Source organism: Bradyrhizobium guangdongense, from assembly GCF_004114975.1.
GTDB classification, from domain to species: domain Bacteria; phylum Pseudomonadota; class Alphaproteobacteria; order Rhizobiales; family Xanthobacteraceae; genus Bradyrhizobium; species Bradyrhizobium guangdongense.
In genome coordinates this window covers 5781862-5794947 of the sequence record NZ_CP030051.1, presented here as the reverse complement: position 1 = coordinate 5794947, position 13086 = coordinate 5781862, and the positions used below count along the sequence as shown (strand labels likewise).

General features: G+C 64.7%; 10 protein-coding genes and 1 tRNA gene. 2 read left to right on the top strand and 9 right to left on the bottom strand.

Annotated elements, in window-relative coordinates; all coding sequences use genetic code 11:
- Positions 1-4: 4 nt before the first annotated feature.
- The 8 genes from X265_RS27595 to X265_RS27560 all read right to left on the bottom strand — a co-directional run bounded on the left by X265_RS27595 (position 5) and on the right by X265_RS27560 (position 9163).
- Entirely contained in the window at positions 5-1252 is a 1248-nt protein-coding gene (locus X265_RS27595) for a class I SAM-dependent RNA methyltransferase (RefSeq protein WP_128967688.1), read from the bottom strand.
- Positions 1245-1979 (bottom strand): TlyA family RNA methyltransferase, encoded by a 735-nt coding sequence (locus X265_RS27590; RefSeq protein WP_128967687.1) that lies wholly within the window; start codon positions 1977-1979, stop codon positions 1245-1247. The genes X265_RS27595 and X265_RS27590 overlap by 8 nt, the downstream gene beginning before the upstream one ends.
- Before the next feature lie 26 nt (positions 1980-2005).
- A complete protein-coding gene (locus tag X265_RS27585) occupies positions 2006-2560 on the bottom strand; it encodes a nucleoside 2-deoxyribosyltransferase (protein ID WP_128967686.1) in 555 nt (184 codons plus the stop codon).
- A 78-nt stretch (positions 2561-2638) separates the two neighbouring features.
- Positions 2639-4567: a 1-deoxy-D-xylulose-5-phosphate synthase gene (dxs, locus tag X265_RS27580; protein WP_128967685.1), complete on the bottom strand. Its 1929-nt coding sequence runs from the start codon at positions 4565-4567 to the stop codon at positions 2639-2641.
- A gap of 590 nt (positions 4568-5157) precedes the next feature.
- Entirely contained in the window at positions 5158-5409 is a 252-nt protein-coding gene (locus X265_RS27575) for an exodeoxyribonuclease VII small subunit (protein WP_128967684.1), read from the bottom strand.
- Positions 5410-5482: 73 nt separating this feature from the next.
- Positions 5483-6412 (bottom strand): histone deacetylase family protein, encoded by a 930-nt coding sequence (locus X265_RS27570; protein WP_128967683.1) that lies wholly within the window; start codon positions 6410-6412, stop codon positions 5483-5485.
- Between the two features lie 134 nt (positions 6413-6546).
- On the bottom strand, positions 6547-8205 hold the full coding sequence (locus tag X265_RS27565) for a bifunctional metallophosphatase/5'-nucleotidase (RefSeq protein WP_128967682.1): 1659 nt from the start codon (positions 8203-8205) through the stop codon (positions 6547-6549).
- A gap of 199 nt (positions 8206-8404) precedes the next feature.
- Complete coding sequence (locus X265_RS27560) at positions 8405-9163, bottom strand: enoyl-CoA hydratase-related protein (RefSeq protein WP_128967681.1); 759 nt, start codon at positions 9161-9163, stop codon at positions 8405-8407.
- A 298-nt stretch (positions 9164-9461) separates the two neighbouring features.
- Between X265_RS27560 and X265_RS27555 the strand changes: the two genes are divergently transcribed.
- Positions 9462-10712 carry an MFS transporter gene (locus tag X265_RS27555; protein WP_128967680.1) on the top strand — a complete coding sequence of 417 codons (1251 nt, stop codon included), beginning with the start codon at positions 9462-9464 and terminating at the stop codon, positions 10710-10712.
- A 154-nt stretch (positions 10713-10866) separates the two neighbouring features.
- Here X265_RS27555 and X265_RS27550 read toward each other — a convergent pair whose 3' ends face one another.
- A complete protein-coding gene (locus tag X265_RS27550) occupies positions 10867-12645 on the bottom strand; it encodes an acyl-CoA dehydrogenase family protein (protein WP_128967679.1) in 1779 nt (592 codons plus the stop codon).
- A gap of 249 nt (positions 12646-12894) precedes the next feature.
- Here X265_RS27550 and X265_RS27545 point away from each other — a divergent pair.
- Positions 12895-12969, top strand: a tRNA-Gln gene (locus X265_RS27545).
- The last annotated feature ends 117 nt before the right edge of the window (positions 12970-13086 follow it).

Here is a 13086-nt window from a genome sequence, read left to right as displayed (position 1 = left end):
AACTTCATCGCGTAAACCGCGCCACCAATTCAACATGCGGCGTGTGACGGAACTGGTCGACCGGAACCACCGCGTCGATCTTGTAACCGGCGTCGATCAGCAGCCGCGCGTCGCGAGCGAAAGTGGCGACATTGCACGACACTGCGACCACGACCGGCACCTTGCTCGCAGCGAGTTTCAGCGTCTGCGCCTGCGCGCCCTGGCGCGGCGGATCGAACACCGCTGCGTCGAAGTCGCGCAGCTCAGGGGGCACCAGCGGACGGCGGAACAGGTCGCGCGGCTCGGCCTTGATCGGCTTCAGCCCCGGTGTGCGCGCAGCCTTTGCGAGCGCGGCAATGGCGCCGGCATCGTTGTCGTAAGCGGTGACGCGCGCCTTCTCCGCGAGCCTGAGCGCAAACGGACCGACGCCACAGAAGAGATCCAGCACCTCCCTGGCTTTTCCGATCCGTTCTGAAACGAGCGCGGCCAGCGTCTCCTCGCCCGCGACGGTGGCTTGCAGGAACGAGCCCGGCGGCAGCGTCACCTCGGCGCGGCCCATCTTTACCGTCGGCGGCAGGCGTTGCAGCACCAGTTCGCCATGTCTTGTCAGTCGCGCCAGGCGATGCTGCTCGGCAACGCGCGACAATGCCGTGACCAGCGGGGTCGGCAGCGGGCCGGAGCCACGCACGTCGACATCGAGGCCGTTGGCAGTGGCGGTGACCTGGATGTCGAGCGGCTTGGTCACCGGCATCCTGGAGGTCAACGGTTCGGCCAAAGCCCACCCGGCATCGAGCGCACCCTCGAGCGCAGGATCGAGGATCGGGCAGCGATCGATCGGAATGACATCGTGCGAGCTTGTTGCCGAGAAGCCGACCTTCAGCACGTCATGCGTGCCGAACCTGCCATGCAGAGTGATGCGACGGCGGCCGGCGCCATGGGCATCGACCAGCGGCGCCACCTCGCAATCGATGCCGGCCTGCGCCAGTGTCTCGACCACGATGTTGCGTTTCCAGGCCTGATACGGCTCCGCGGCCCAGTGCTGGATCGCGCAGCCTCCGCAGACGCCGAAATGCGGACAGAATGGCTCGACGCGTTCGGGGCTTGCGACATCGACCGCCAGCAGCTTGCGGCGGTCGGGATGATGGCCAACGACATGATCCACCTCCACAGTCTCGCCTCGAAGCGTGTAGGGCACGTAGACTGCATCGCCCGTGGTGAGCGAGACGCCATCGCCGCGATGGCCGACGTGATCGATCGTGAGGCGCTCAACCACGGCGCGCGCCCAGGAAGAATTCGATATTGCCGTCGCCCCCTGCGATCGAGGATGGAAACACCTCGATCTCGGTGCAGCCGAGTGATGCCGCGAAGGCTGCGATGTCGTCGCAGATCTCCTGGTGCACGGCGGCATCGCGGATGATGCCCTTCTTGTTGTGCTTCCGATCGGCTTCGAATTGCGGCTTGATCAGCGCCAGCAGGCTCATCGGCGCCGCCGCCAGCGACAGCGCCACGGGAAGCACCGACTTGAGCGAGATGAAGCTGACGTCGATGACCACCACATCAGGTCGCGCCGGCAGCCGCTTGCCCTCATAGCTGCGGATGTCGGTCTCCTCCATCGACACGATCTTGGGATGACCGCGCAGTGAGGGATGCAGCTGGCTGGTACCGACGTCGATCGCGAACACCAGGCTCGCGCCATTGGCCAGCAGCACCTCGGTGAAACCGCCGGTGGATGCGCCGACGTCGAGGCAGACATGGTCCTCGACATCGAGGGGATAGCGCTCGAGCGCGCCGGCGAGCTTGACCCCGCCGCGCGAGACGTAGGGATGCGCCGACTGGGCCTGGATCACCGCGTCCTCGGCGATCGTCTCCGACGGCTTTGCAACCCGCTTGTCGCCGGCCGTGACGAGCCCGGCCTCGATCGCAGCGCGCGCCCGCGCCCGGCTCTCGAACAGGCCACGCTCTACAAGCAGAACATCCGCGCGCTTGCGGGCAGGGGACATCGGATCTCCGAAAGGCGACTGAAGTGTTATGTAGCGATCAATCGCGCGGCTGCCATCCGGACGCAAGTCTCGAACGCGGCGAGATCATGCCAGAGGTCAACCGGCTGCTCTGCCGGCGTCACCAGAGGACAGCCGTGCAGCTCCAGCGCATGGATCATCATGAGGTTGTCGACAAGACCAAAATCCTCGATCGTCAGCCCCAGCGCATCGACCAACCGCCCATCCTCGGAGGTAACGGCCATGAAGCGGCCGACACGATCGGCATAGGCGGCGCCATCGTTGCAATAGGCCAGACAGAACTTGCGGCGGCCGGCCATGTAGCCGAGTTCGTAAACGGTGCCGGGATCGGCGCCGGCGCCGCGGAACGGGGTGAGATTGGCGATGATGGCGTCAGCCTCGTCCATCATCGCCTCGTTGCCGCAAAAGATCTGCCGCGAAGCGTCAGGCGCTGTGAGGTCGACAATGTTGTCGAGCGGATAGAGGCCGGTCAGGCCATGTGCGGCACAGATCGCGGCCTTCTGCCGGCCGATCTCAATCGCGTCCGGCAGGAATACGTCCGGGCCTGCCAGATAGATTTTCATGGGGTGGTCTGCCGATGCCAAGCGCGGTGTAACACCTCTCCCATCGGGAGAGGTGGGTTCAGCGCGTGTGCCGATGGCTCAGGCCAGCTTGACCGTCTCGGCCTTCACGTCCTTGCCGAGCGCTTCGAACACCTTGGCGACGATGCCCTTGGCGTCGAGACCGGCGCGGGCGTACATCGCAGCGGGCGTGTCGTGGTCCTGGAACACGTCAGGCAGCACCATGGAACGGAACTTGACCATGCCGGTGTCGAGCACGCCCTGGTCGACCAAGTACTGGGCGACATGCGAGCCGAAGCCGCCGATCGAACCTTCCTCGATGGTGATCAGCACGTCGTGGTCTCGGGCGAGCTTGAGCACCAGCTCGGTGTCGAGCGGCTTCATGAAGCGCGCATCCGCAATCGAGGTGGACAGACCATGGGCGGCGAGCTCGTCGGCCGCCTTCTCGCACTCGGCCAGACGGGTGCCGAACGAGAGCAGGGCGATCTTGTTGCCCTGGCGGATCATGCGGCCTTTGCCGATCTCGAGCGGAATGCCGACCTCGGGCATCTCGACGCCGCGGCCTTCGCCGCGCGGATAGCGCACCGAACTCGGACGATCGTTGATCGCGACCTGGGTCGCCACCATGTGCACGAGCTCGGCCTCGTCGGCCGCCGCCATGATCACCATGTTCGGCAGACAACCGAGATAGGCATTATCGAACGAGCCGGCATGCGTGGCGCCGTCGGCGCCGACCAGGCCCGCGCGGTCGATGGCGAAGCGGACGGGCAGGCTCTGGATCGCGACGTCGTGCACGATCTGGTCGTAGCCGCGCTGCAGGAAGGTCGAGTAGATGGCGCAGAACGGCTTGTAGCCTTCGGTCGCAAGGCCGGCGGCAAAGGTCACCGCATGCTGCTCGGCGATGCCGACGTCGAACGTGCGGTCCGGGAAGGCCTTGTTGAAGATGTCGACGCCGGTGCCCGACGGCATTGCCGCGGTGATGGCGACGATCTTGTCGTCCTTCTGCGCTTCCTTGACGAGGCTCTGACCGAACACGTTCTGGTAGGCCGGCGCATTCGGCTTGGCCTTGGCCTGCGTGCCGGTGGCGACGTCGAATTTGACGACGGCGTGGTACTTGTCGGCGGAGGCTTCCGCCGGGCCGTAGCCCTTGCCCTTCTGCGTCACGACGTGGACCAGGATCGGGCCGGTCTCCATGTCGCGCACGTTCTTCAGCACGGGCAGCAGATGGTCGAGGTTGTGACCGTCGATCGGGCCGACATAGTAGAAGCCGAGCTCCTCGAACAGCGTGCCGCCGTCCATCATGAAGCCGCGGGAATATTCCTCGACGCGGTTGGCACGGTTGGCGATGATCTTGGGCAGGCGCTTGTTGATCTGCTTGGCCGCGTCGCGCAGCGTGCGGTAGGTCTTGCCGGAGTACAGCCGCGACAGATAGGCGCTCATGGCGCCGACCGGCGGAGCGATCGACATGTCGTTGTCGTTGAGGATGACGATCAGGCGGGAGTTCATCGCGCCGGCATTGTTCATCGCCTCATAGGCCATGCCTGCCGACATCGAGCCATCGCCGATGACCGCGATCACGTTGTTCTTGCCGCCGGAAAGATCGCGGGCCACGGCCATGCCGAGGCCGGCCGAGATCGAGGTCGACGAGTGTGCCGCGCCGAACGGGTCGTAGTCGCTCTCGCTGCGCTTGGTGAAGCCGGACAGGCCGCCGCCGGTGCGCAGCGTGCGGATGCGGTCGCGGCGTCCGGTGAGGATCTTGTGGGGATAGGCCTGATGGCCGACGTCCCAGATCAGCCGGTCGCGCGGCGTATCGAAGACGTAATGGATCGCGGTGGTGAGCTCGACCACGCCAAGACCTGCACCGAAGTGACCACCGGTGACCGAGACGGCATCGATGGTCTCCTGACGCAGCTCGTCAGCGACCTGGCGAACCTGCTCGACCTTGAGCTTGCGCAGGTCTTCCGGCGTCCGGATGGTGTCGAGAAGCGGCGTCTTGCTGTATGCGTTCACGGCGATTTCCAATTTGTCAGCGCCGGAAAGTTATTCCGGTGCGCGATGGGTTTGCACAATATCGGCGCAGCGCGAGTCCTTAAACCGTCGGAGCCACCTGCATGGGGCAATGCCCCGTCTTCAAGCTTAGGTGAGCTTAAGTGCGCTCCGGTTCAGTCTCTGTGATCCCTGTCACGTAGATCGGCTTCGTCCGTCCAAGCCAATTTCACTAGCGATTTGAGGCGCTTGCCGTCGGTGTCGGTCCCCACGGCAAGGCTAACAAAAAGCCACACTCCGCGCAGCTTTACACCAAAGCTGAGGCCAAAGCCAACCCGCCGGGCTGATTAGGGGTATGCAGATGCAACCGGCGGGCCAATGTAGTTAATCGCGGCGCCGGGGCGGTAGTTCCAATTCTGCCCGGTTCCTTGGCAGGATTCCGGGCGAAAAGACAGATATTTTGGCGGGATTCGCGGAGCTGGAAGGCGCCGACGAGACAATTCTTCAATTCTGATGCCCACCACCGAGGCCCCGAGAGGGGGGAGACGGCTGGCGGTGATCTTGAAAAAGCAAGCCACGCTGCTCGAAGCCGGCCGCTTCTGGGCGAGGTTCCCTTATTGGACGTCGAGCGGCGCGGTCCCGGTGGCTTGGCCGCCGGCATCGGTGGTGATCTTGTCGACGCGTGCCTCGGCCTGGCGCAACAGCTCCTCGCAACGCCGTTTCAGGGCTTCGCCGCGCTCGTAGATCGTGACGGATTCCTCGAGCGGCACCTTGCCGTCCTCGAGCCGCTTCACGATCGTTTCGAGTTCCTCGATCGCGCGCTCGAAGGTGAGCCTGCCGACGTCGACTTGGGTATTTTCGGCCATATAAGTTTCCGATTGCCCGATTCGCTTCTGATGCAAAACAGCAGAGTTTTGCGGGCTTAATGTGGCGGGTCCGTCAAGCGCCCATCAGGGCGCCGACATGCGCCGTAACAGATTCTTTTAGTCCTTGCAGGTCGTAGCCGCCTTCGAGCACAGAAACAACGCGCCCGCCGGCGGACTTGTCCGCGAGGTCCATCAGTTTGCGCGTCACCCAGGCATAATCCTCCGCGCGCAAGTTCAAGGAGGCGAGCGGATCGCGGTAATGCGCATCGAAGCCGGCCGAAATGATCAGGAGCTCAGGACTGAATTGCGTCAGGCGCGGCAGGATCAGGTCCTCGAACGCGCTGCGGAATTCGGGGCCGCCGTCTTCCGAGGCCAGCGGCGCGTTGACGATGGTGTCGTGGTCGCCGCGCTCGCCCTTGGCGCCGGTGCCCGGAAACAGCGGCATCTGATGGGTCGAGCAGTACATCACTGATGGATCCGACCAGAAGATGTCCTGCGTGCCGTTGCCGTGATGCACGTCGAAATCGACGATGGCGGCGCGCTTGATACCGTATTTGCGCTGCGCGTGCCGCGCGGCGATCGCGACGTTGTCGAAGAAGCAGAACCCCATCGGCTTGCCGATCTCGGCGTGATGGCCGGGCGGGCGCACGGCGACGAAGGCGTTGCGGTGCTCGCCCTTCATCACGGCTTCGGTTGCCGCCACCGCGCCGCCGACGCCGCGCATCACCGCTTCCCACGTGCCTGGGGACATCGAGGTGTCGCCGTCGACATAGACTTGACCGCTGGTCGGCGCGATGTGGCGCAGTTCGGTGACGTAGTGTTCGTTGTGGCACAGTGTGACGAGATCGAGATCGCCCTCCGGCGCCACGTCACGGGCCAGGAACTGGAAGCGCTCATGCGACAGCGCTTCCTCGACGGCGCGCAGGCGATCCGGCCTTTCGGGATGCCCCGGTGGCGTGACGTGGTCGAGGCAGGCCTTGTGGGAGAGAAGAAGCGTGCTCATCAGGTCGGCCTCACGGGGAACGAACTCTCGACGTCGCTTGGCGCATCCGGCGCCAAAACGCAATGCAAAACACAATCTATGCGTTTGGACGGGAATGGCAAAGGGTGGTCCCGAGCCGGACCGTTTGATCCGGATCAATTCACGCGCAGGATCCGGGTCGGCGGCAGCGGACCGATCGGACCATGCGCCCTGAAAAAGGCAAACAGCGCATCGGCGTCGTAGCCGCCATATTGCGGCGAAGTGCCCTGCTTGGCGACGGTAAAGCCGTCGCCGCCGACGGCGAGGTAATCGTTGACGGTGACGCGGTAGCCGGTGGCCGGCTCGAGCGGCCTGCCATTGAGCGTCATCTTATCGGCCATCACGCGTTCCCCGAACGGCTTGGAGGCATCCCAGCTGTAGCTGAAGCCGTTCGACACCTGAAGGATCCGAGGCCGCTTCGGATCGAGCCATTGCTGCTCCAGCATCTCCTTGAGCTGGCTGCCGGTCAGGGTCATGGTCACGAGGCGGTTGCGGAACGGCTGGCTGGCGAACAGGTCGCCAAAGGACACCACGCCGTTTTCCCTGGGGATGATGTCGGTGCGGATGCCGCCGGGATTGGTCAGCGCGATGACAGCGCTGCCATTCTTGGCATCCTTCGTGGCGGAAAGCTGCGCATCGGCGATGACGTCGCCGAGCGCGCTTTCGCCGGCTCCGTTCGGAATGCGCGACAGCGTCTGCGTCACCGATCCGGCCGGGCGATTGGCGATCGGTGCGGAGAGCTTGTCATAGGCGTCGATCAGCGCGGTCTGTTCGGGATCCTTGGCGAGCGAGGCGTTGGCGACGATGACGTTCTCTGCCTTGGCGCTGACGACGTCGCGGGTCGCAGCATCGAGCTTGAGGTCGATTGCGGTGACCAGCGCGCCGTATTTGTCGCCGCTGGTGACGAGCCGGCCGTCGATGTCGCAGACATAGGCGCGATGGGTGTGGCCGCTGACGACGACGTCGACGGCGCGGTCGAACTTCTTCACGATATCGACGATCGGCCCCGTGATCTCAGGGCATTCGTTGTAGTCGCCCGAGGGCTCGCCGCCCTGGTGGATCAGCACCACCATGGCCTCGACGCCCCGCGCCTTCAGTTGCGGCACGAGCGCGTTCACGGTCTCGGCCTCGTCGCGGAATTCGAGACCGGCAATGCCTGACGGAGAAACGATGCCGGCGGTTTCCTTCAAGGCCAGCCCGATGAAGGCGACCGGAATGCCCTCGAACTCCCTGATCTCATAGGGCGGCAATATACTCTTGCCCGTCGCGCTCTCGACGGTGGACGCCGCGAGATAGTGGAATTTGGCACCGGTGAAGGGATGTGGCCCCTGGCAGCCGTCCTCCGGATGGCAGCCGCCGTTCTGCATCCTGAGCAGCTCGGTCTTGCCCTCGTCGAATTCGTGATTGCCGACCGACGTGATCGCAAGGCCCATCATCGAGAGCGACTCGATCGACGGCTCGTCGTGGAACATCGCCGAGAGGAACGGGCTCGCTCCGATCAGATCGCCTGCAGCGACGAAGATGGTGTTCTTGTGCCCCTCGCTCAATTGCTTCACCAGCGTTGCCATGTACTCGGCGCCGCCGGCCGCCACCGCCACCTTCTTGGCTTTGTCCTCGGGATCATTGATGCGGATGCCACCCGGCGGCGGGCGCAGATTGCCGTGGAAGTCGTTGATCGCGAGAATGCGCAGCTCGACGGGAGCGGCGATCTGGGCCGCGGCGGGCAGGGTGGCGAATACGAGCGAAAGGGCGGTAAGGATGGATTGATATCGCATGAAATCAGACTAGTCGTTCCGCGCGAAGATTTCACGAAAGTTCTTCCGGTCATTCCGGGGCGCGCGCAGCGCGAGCCCGGAATCGATCGGGCGGCAGTGATGGTGGATGAATGGATTCTCAGGTGCGCAATTGCGCACCATAGCTCGCGACTTCGTCGCGCCCCGGAATGACGACCAATTGGGTAGACGCCGGCCGTGCCTACCGCTTCTTCCTGTTCGCAAACGCATTGAACGCCGCGATCGCCTCGTCGGACTTCAGCCGTTCGCCGAACAGATGGCTTTCCTGGTCGATGCGGCGGGTGAGCTCTTCCGGCGGAGCGCGCAGCAGCTTGCGCGAGGTCGCGACGGCCTCGGCCGGCAGCCGGCAGATCTCGCGCGCCACCTTGCGGGCTTCCACCTCGGTATGTCCCGGCGACACGACCGTGTTGACGAAGCCGGCGGTATGGGCCTCGGCGGCGGTGAAGCTGCGTCCCATCACCAGCATGGCGAAGGCGCGCTGATAGCCCATCGTGCTCGGCACCAGGAGGCTGGCGGCGCCGACCGGAACAAGCCCGAGATTGATGTAGGGCGCCGAGAAGGTCGCGGCGTTGGAGGCGAGCACGTAATCGCAGTGAAATAGCATGACCGTGCCGATACCGATCGATGCGCCGTCGACGGCTGCGATGATCGGCTTGACGTTGAGCGCCAGCGAATACAGGAACTTGGCACCGTCCGATAACGTCTCGGGACGCGAGGCGTCGGCTTTTATGAACTCCTCGATGTCATCGCCCGCGGTGAACACGCCGGAGCCGCCGGTGACGATCATGCAGCGGATGTCGGGATTGTTCTGAGCGGTGTCGATCGCGCGGCTCATCTCGCGATACATGTTCTGGGTGATCGCGTTCTTCTTGCCCGGCCGGCGCAGGGTGATGACGCGCGTGCCGCGCTCGTCCGTGACGATGATGTTGCCGTTCGGCATGAACACTCCCTGCGGCCGCCGCTCGCCTGCCATCGGCGAGTCTTACGAGGCTCAGCCTACATGATCCGGCAGGGGTGCCAATGCTATGGATCAATCATTTCAGCCGTCATGCCAACGAGTGATTGCATGACAGCCGCCCGATGGTTGCGTTCGTCAGGAGGAACCGTGGGGTGAAGCGCGTCAAAATACCCGCGGCGCTCTTGCGCGTTGCAACAATGGGCTACAATGTTTCAATTGAAAAACTGGTGGTTGTGCGGCACGATCGGTCCTCTTTGTTTGATCAGGCCATGCTCGATCGATGGTTGTCGCAACAAGCCTTGACGAATTCTCGCTGGGTTATCGCGGCTGGCGCGTAGTTCTGGCCTGCTTCCTGATGGCCTTCTTCATGTTCGGCTTCGGTCTCTACGGCCAAGGCGTCTATCTCGCCGAGCTTCAGCGCGCCCATGGCTGGCCTGGCACGCTGGTCTCGGCGGCCAGCACCTTCTCGTTTCTGCTGACCTCCATCCTCGTCATCTTCACCGACGATCTGCTCGCCCGCATCGGGCTGCGCGCGCTGATCCTGTGCGGACTGATCGCGCTTGGCGCCTCGACAGCGCTGCTCGGACTGATGCAGGCACCCTGGCAGCTCTATCTTGCCTATGCGCTGATGTCGGTCGGCTGGACCGGCATGGGCTCGGTGGTGATCGCGACCGTGCTGAATTCCTGGTTCGAGCGGCGCCGCGGCCTCGCGCTCAGCCTTGCCTTCAACGGTGCTACGTGCGGCGGCATCATCCTTGTTCCGGTTCTGCTGGCCCTGAGCGGCAGTATCGGCTTCCGCTCGGCCATGCTGGCGGCCACGATCGTGATGGTGGTGCTGGTGTTGCCGGTGGTTGTCGTCTTTACCGGCTGGCCGGTCGAAACGGCGCTCAATTCAGCTGAAGGTTCGCCCCGCCGGGGCAAGCCGGCGCGTCATTCGCGGAAGGAACTGCTCGCCAACGCATCGTTCTGGACCATGGTGCTGCCGATCGCGTTCGCGCTGCTGGCGCAGATGGGATTCATCATCCATCAGGTGACGTTTCTCGAGCCGCTGATCGGCCGCGCCAGTGCGGGCCTCGCCGTGACGATCATGGCTGCGATGGCCGTGGTCGGCCGGCTGACGCTCGGCCTGTTCGTCGACCGGCTCGATCCGCGGCTTGCCTGCGCGGTGTCGATGATCAGTCAGGCAGCGGCGCTGCTGGTTCTGCTGCAAAGCACGAGCCCGGCTGTGCTGCTCGGGTGCTGTGCCCTCTACGGCTTCTCGATCGGCAACATGATCACGTTCCCGCCACTGATCATTCAGCGTGAGATCGGCAGCACGGCCTTCGCCGCCGCCATGGGGCTGGGGACGTCGATCGGCGGCATCGTCAGCGCGTTCGGCCCCGGCATCGTCGGCCTCGTGCGCAGCGCGAGCGGCGACTACACGATGGCGTTTGCGATGTGCGCGGCGCTCGATGTCCTCGCGGCCGGGCTCGTGCTGTGGCGGCCCGGGAGAAAGGCCGAAACCAAGCGAAATCTAGCACCGTCACCCTGAGGTGTGCGCCCAGTGGCGCATCAGCGCCGCTGGGCAAGCCTCGAAGGGCGACGGCCCGGCTCCATCTCGGCCGTACATCCTTCGAGCTCCCGCCGCGATGCTCCGCATCGCGCCACTCGCACCTCACGATGACGGATCGGGAGGCCGTCTCAGCTTACCCCAACAGCACTGCATCCGCCGCCGCGACCGACTCGGCACTCTCGGTCACGGTGCGCTCGAGGCCGCCAGCCTGCACGGCGATGTTCTCGGCGAAGAAGCGCGCCAGCGAGACGTAGCGTGCGGCATCCGTGATGCCGCCGGCCTTGGCCGCGAGCGCCTCAGAGGCCAGCATGCAGCCGCCGAGCGTCGAGCCGAACTGCTGCAGATACGGCGTCGCGCCGGCCAGCGCCTCGTTCGGCGCGGACGTGAAGCGCTCGAGCAGCCATTTGCTGGTGCGTGTCAACGCCTCCAGTGCCTCGCGCAACTTCACGCCCGTGGTGCCGAAGGCGGGATCGTTGGAGGCCTCGACTTGGCTGACGACGGCGGAAAGCTCATCGAGCAGCGCCCACACCGACGCGCCGCCATTGGCGGCCAGCTTGCGCGTGACGAGGTCGATCGCCTGGATGCCGTTGGTGCCCTCGTAGATCGCCGTGATCCGCGCATCGCGATAATGCTGCGCGGCGCCGGTCTCCTCGATGAAGCCCATGCCGCCATGCACCTGCACGCCAAGATAGGCGACTTCGTTGCCGATATCGGTCGAATAGCCCTTTGCCATCGGCGTCAGCAGCGCCGCGCGTGCAGCCGCGTCGGCGCGCACCTGCGGGTCCTTGGCGCGCATGGAGACGTCGAGCGCGACGGCGGTGGCATAGCAGATGGTGCGCGCGGCCGCGGTCTGCGCCCGCATCCGCATCAGCATGCGCTTGACGTCGGGATGGACGAAGATCGCATCGGACCCGTCGCCCTTCTTGCCGATTGCGCGGCCCTGCTTGCGCTCCTGCGCGTAGGACAATGCCTGCTGATAAGCGCGATCGGCAACGCCGACACCCTCGAGACCGACGCCGAGCCGCGCCTGGTTCATCATGGTGAACATGCAGCGCATGCCCTGGTTCTCTTCGCCGATCAGGAATCCGATGGCGCCGCCATGATCGCCCATGGTCATGGTGCAGGTCGGGGAGGCGTGCATGCCGAGCTTGTGCTCGACGCCTGAAGCAAAGATGTCGTTGCGCGCCCCGAGCGAGCCGTCGGCATTGACCATGAACTTCGGCACGAGAAAGAGCGAGATCCCCTTGGTGCCGGCGGGGGCGTCCGGCAGGCGCGCCAGCACGAAATGCACGATGTTGTCGGTCATGTCGTGCTCGCCGTAGGTGATGAAGATCTTCGTCCCCTTGATGCGATAGGTGCCGTCGGCCTGCTTTTCGGCCCGGGTGCGCAGCGCGCCGACATCGGAGCCGGCCTGCGCCTCGGTGAGTTGCATCGTGCCGGTCCATTCGCCGGAGACGAGTTTTTCGAGATAGATCTTCTTCAGCTCGTCGCTGCCATGCGCATCGAGCGCTTCGATCGCGGACGCCGTCAGCAGCGGGCAGAGACCGAAGGCGACGTTGGCGGCGCTCCAGATCTCGGTGCAGGCGGCGTTGATCGCGAGCGGCAGGCCTTGGCCGCCGAAATCCTCGGGGCCCGAGACCGCGTTCCAGCCGCCCTCGGTCCAGCGCTTGTAGGCATCGGGCCAGCCCGGCGCGGTCGTGACCTTGCCCTGGTCAAGCTTGATGCCGTGCTCGTCGCCGACCTTGTTCAACGGCGCCAGCACCTCGGTCGCGAATTTGGCGGCTTCTTCCAGCACGGCTGCGGTAATATCGGCGTCGAAATCGCCGTAATGGCCGGCGTCCACGGCGGCCTTCAGCCCGGCGCCATGGTTGAGCGACAGCAGCATGTCAGAAATCGGCGCGCGGTAGGTCATGGCTCACTCCCGAGGACAGGTTTGGCGCCGTATTCCCATGAAACGCCGCAGGTCTCAATGGCCGCGATACGGGACCGCATCGGGCGTCGGGGAGGGCCTATAATAACAAGGTGTGGCGCCGGCCGCATTCCGGCCCGTGGTATTTTGCCCCTCCGGGCGGTTGAAATGCCGGGCCGCTCCCTATAGACCGGCTGCGACCGAGGAGAATCTGCGGATGCGAGTGCTTTCGCCGTTCCCTCGCTCACCTGATGGGGCGTAGCCAAGCGGTAAGGCAGCGGATTTTGATTCCGCCATTCGGAGGTTCGATCCCTCCCGCCCCAGCCAGTACTTAAGCTCCTGAGTTCGTTACGTAAGTAGCTTTACCCAAGCGACAGAGCTGAAGGTCCTAGCAATAGCCGGGCGCTGATCGGCGGCCGCGAGTCCGACGCGCACCAAACTGAC

Bases quoted from the DNA above. Each gene is read 5' to 3' on its own strand.
- X265_RS27565 (WP_128967682.1), bottom strand. From the start codon at position 8,205: ATGCGATATCAATCCATCCTTACCGCCCTTTCGCTCGTATTCGCCACC.
- X265_RS27585 (WP_128967686.1), bottom strand. From the start codon at position 2,560: ATGAAAATCTATCTGGCAGGCCCGGACGTATTCCTGCCGGACGCGATT.
- X265_RS27575 (WP_128967684.1), bottom strand. From the start codon at position 5,409: ATGGCCGAAAATACCCAAGTCGACGTCGGCAGGCTCACCTTCGAGCGC.
- X265_RS27550 (WP_128967679.1), bottom strand. From the start codon at position 12,645: ATGACCTACCGCGCGCCGATTTCTGACATGCTGCTGTCGCTCAACCAT.
- X265_RS27590 (WP_128967687.1), bottom strand. From the start codon at position 1,979: ATGTCCCCTGCCCGCAAGCGCGCGGATGTTCTGCTTGTAGAGCGTGGC.
- X265_RS27555 (WP_128967680.1), top strand. From the start codon at position 9,462: ATGGTTGTCGCAACAAGCCTTGACGAATTCTCGCTGGGTTATCGCGGC.
- X265_RS27560 (WP_128967681.1), bottom strand. From the start codon at position 9,163: ATGCCGAACGGCAACATCATCGTCACGGACGAGCGCGGCACGCGCGTC.
- X265_RS27570 (WP_128967683.1), bottom strand. From the start codon at position 6,412: ATGAGCACGCTTCTTCTCTCCCACAAGGCCTGCCTCGACCACGTCACG.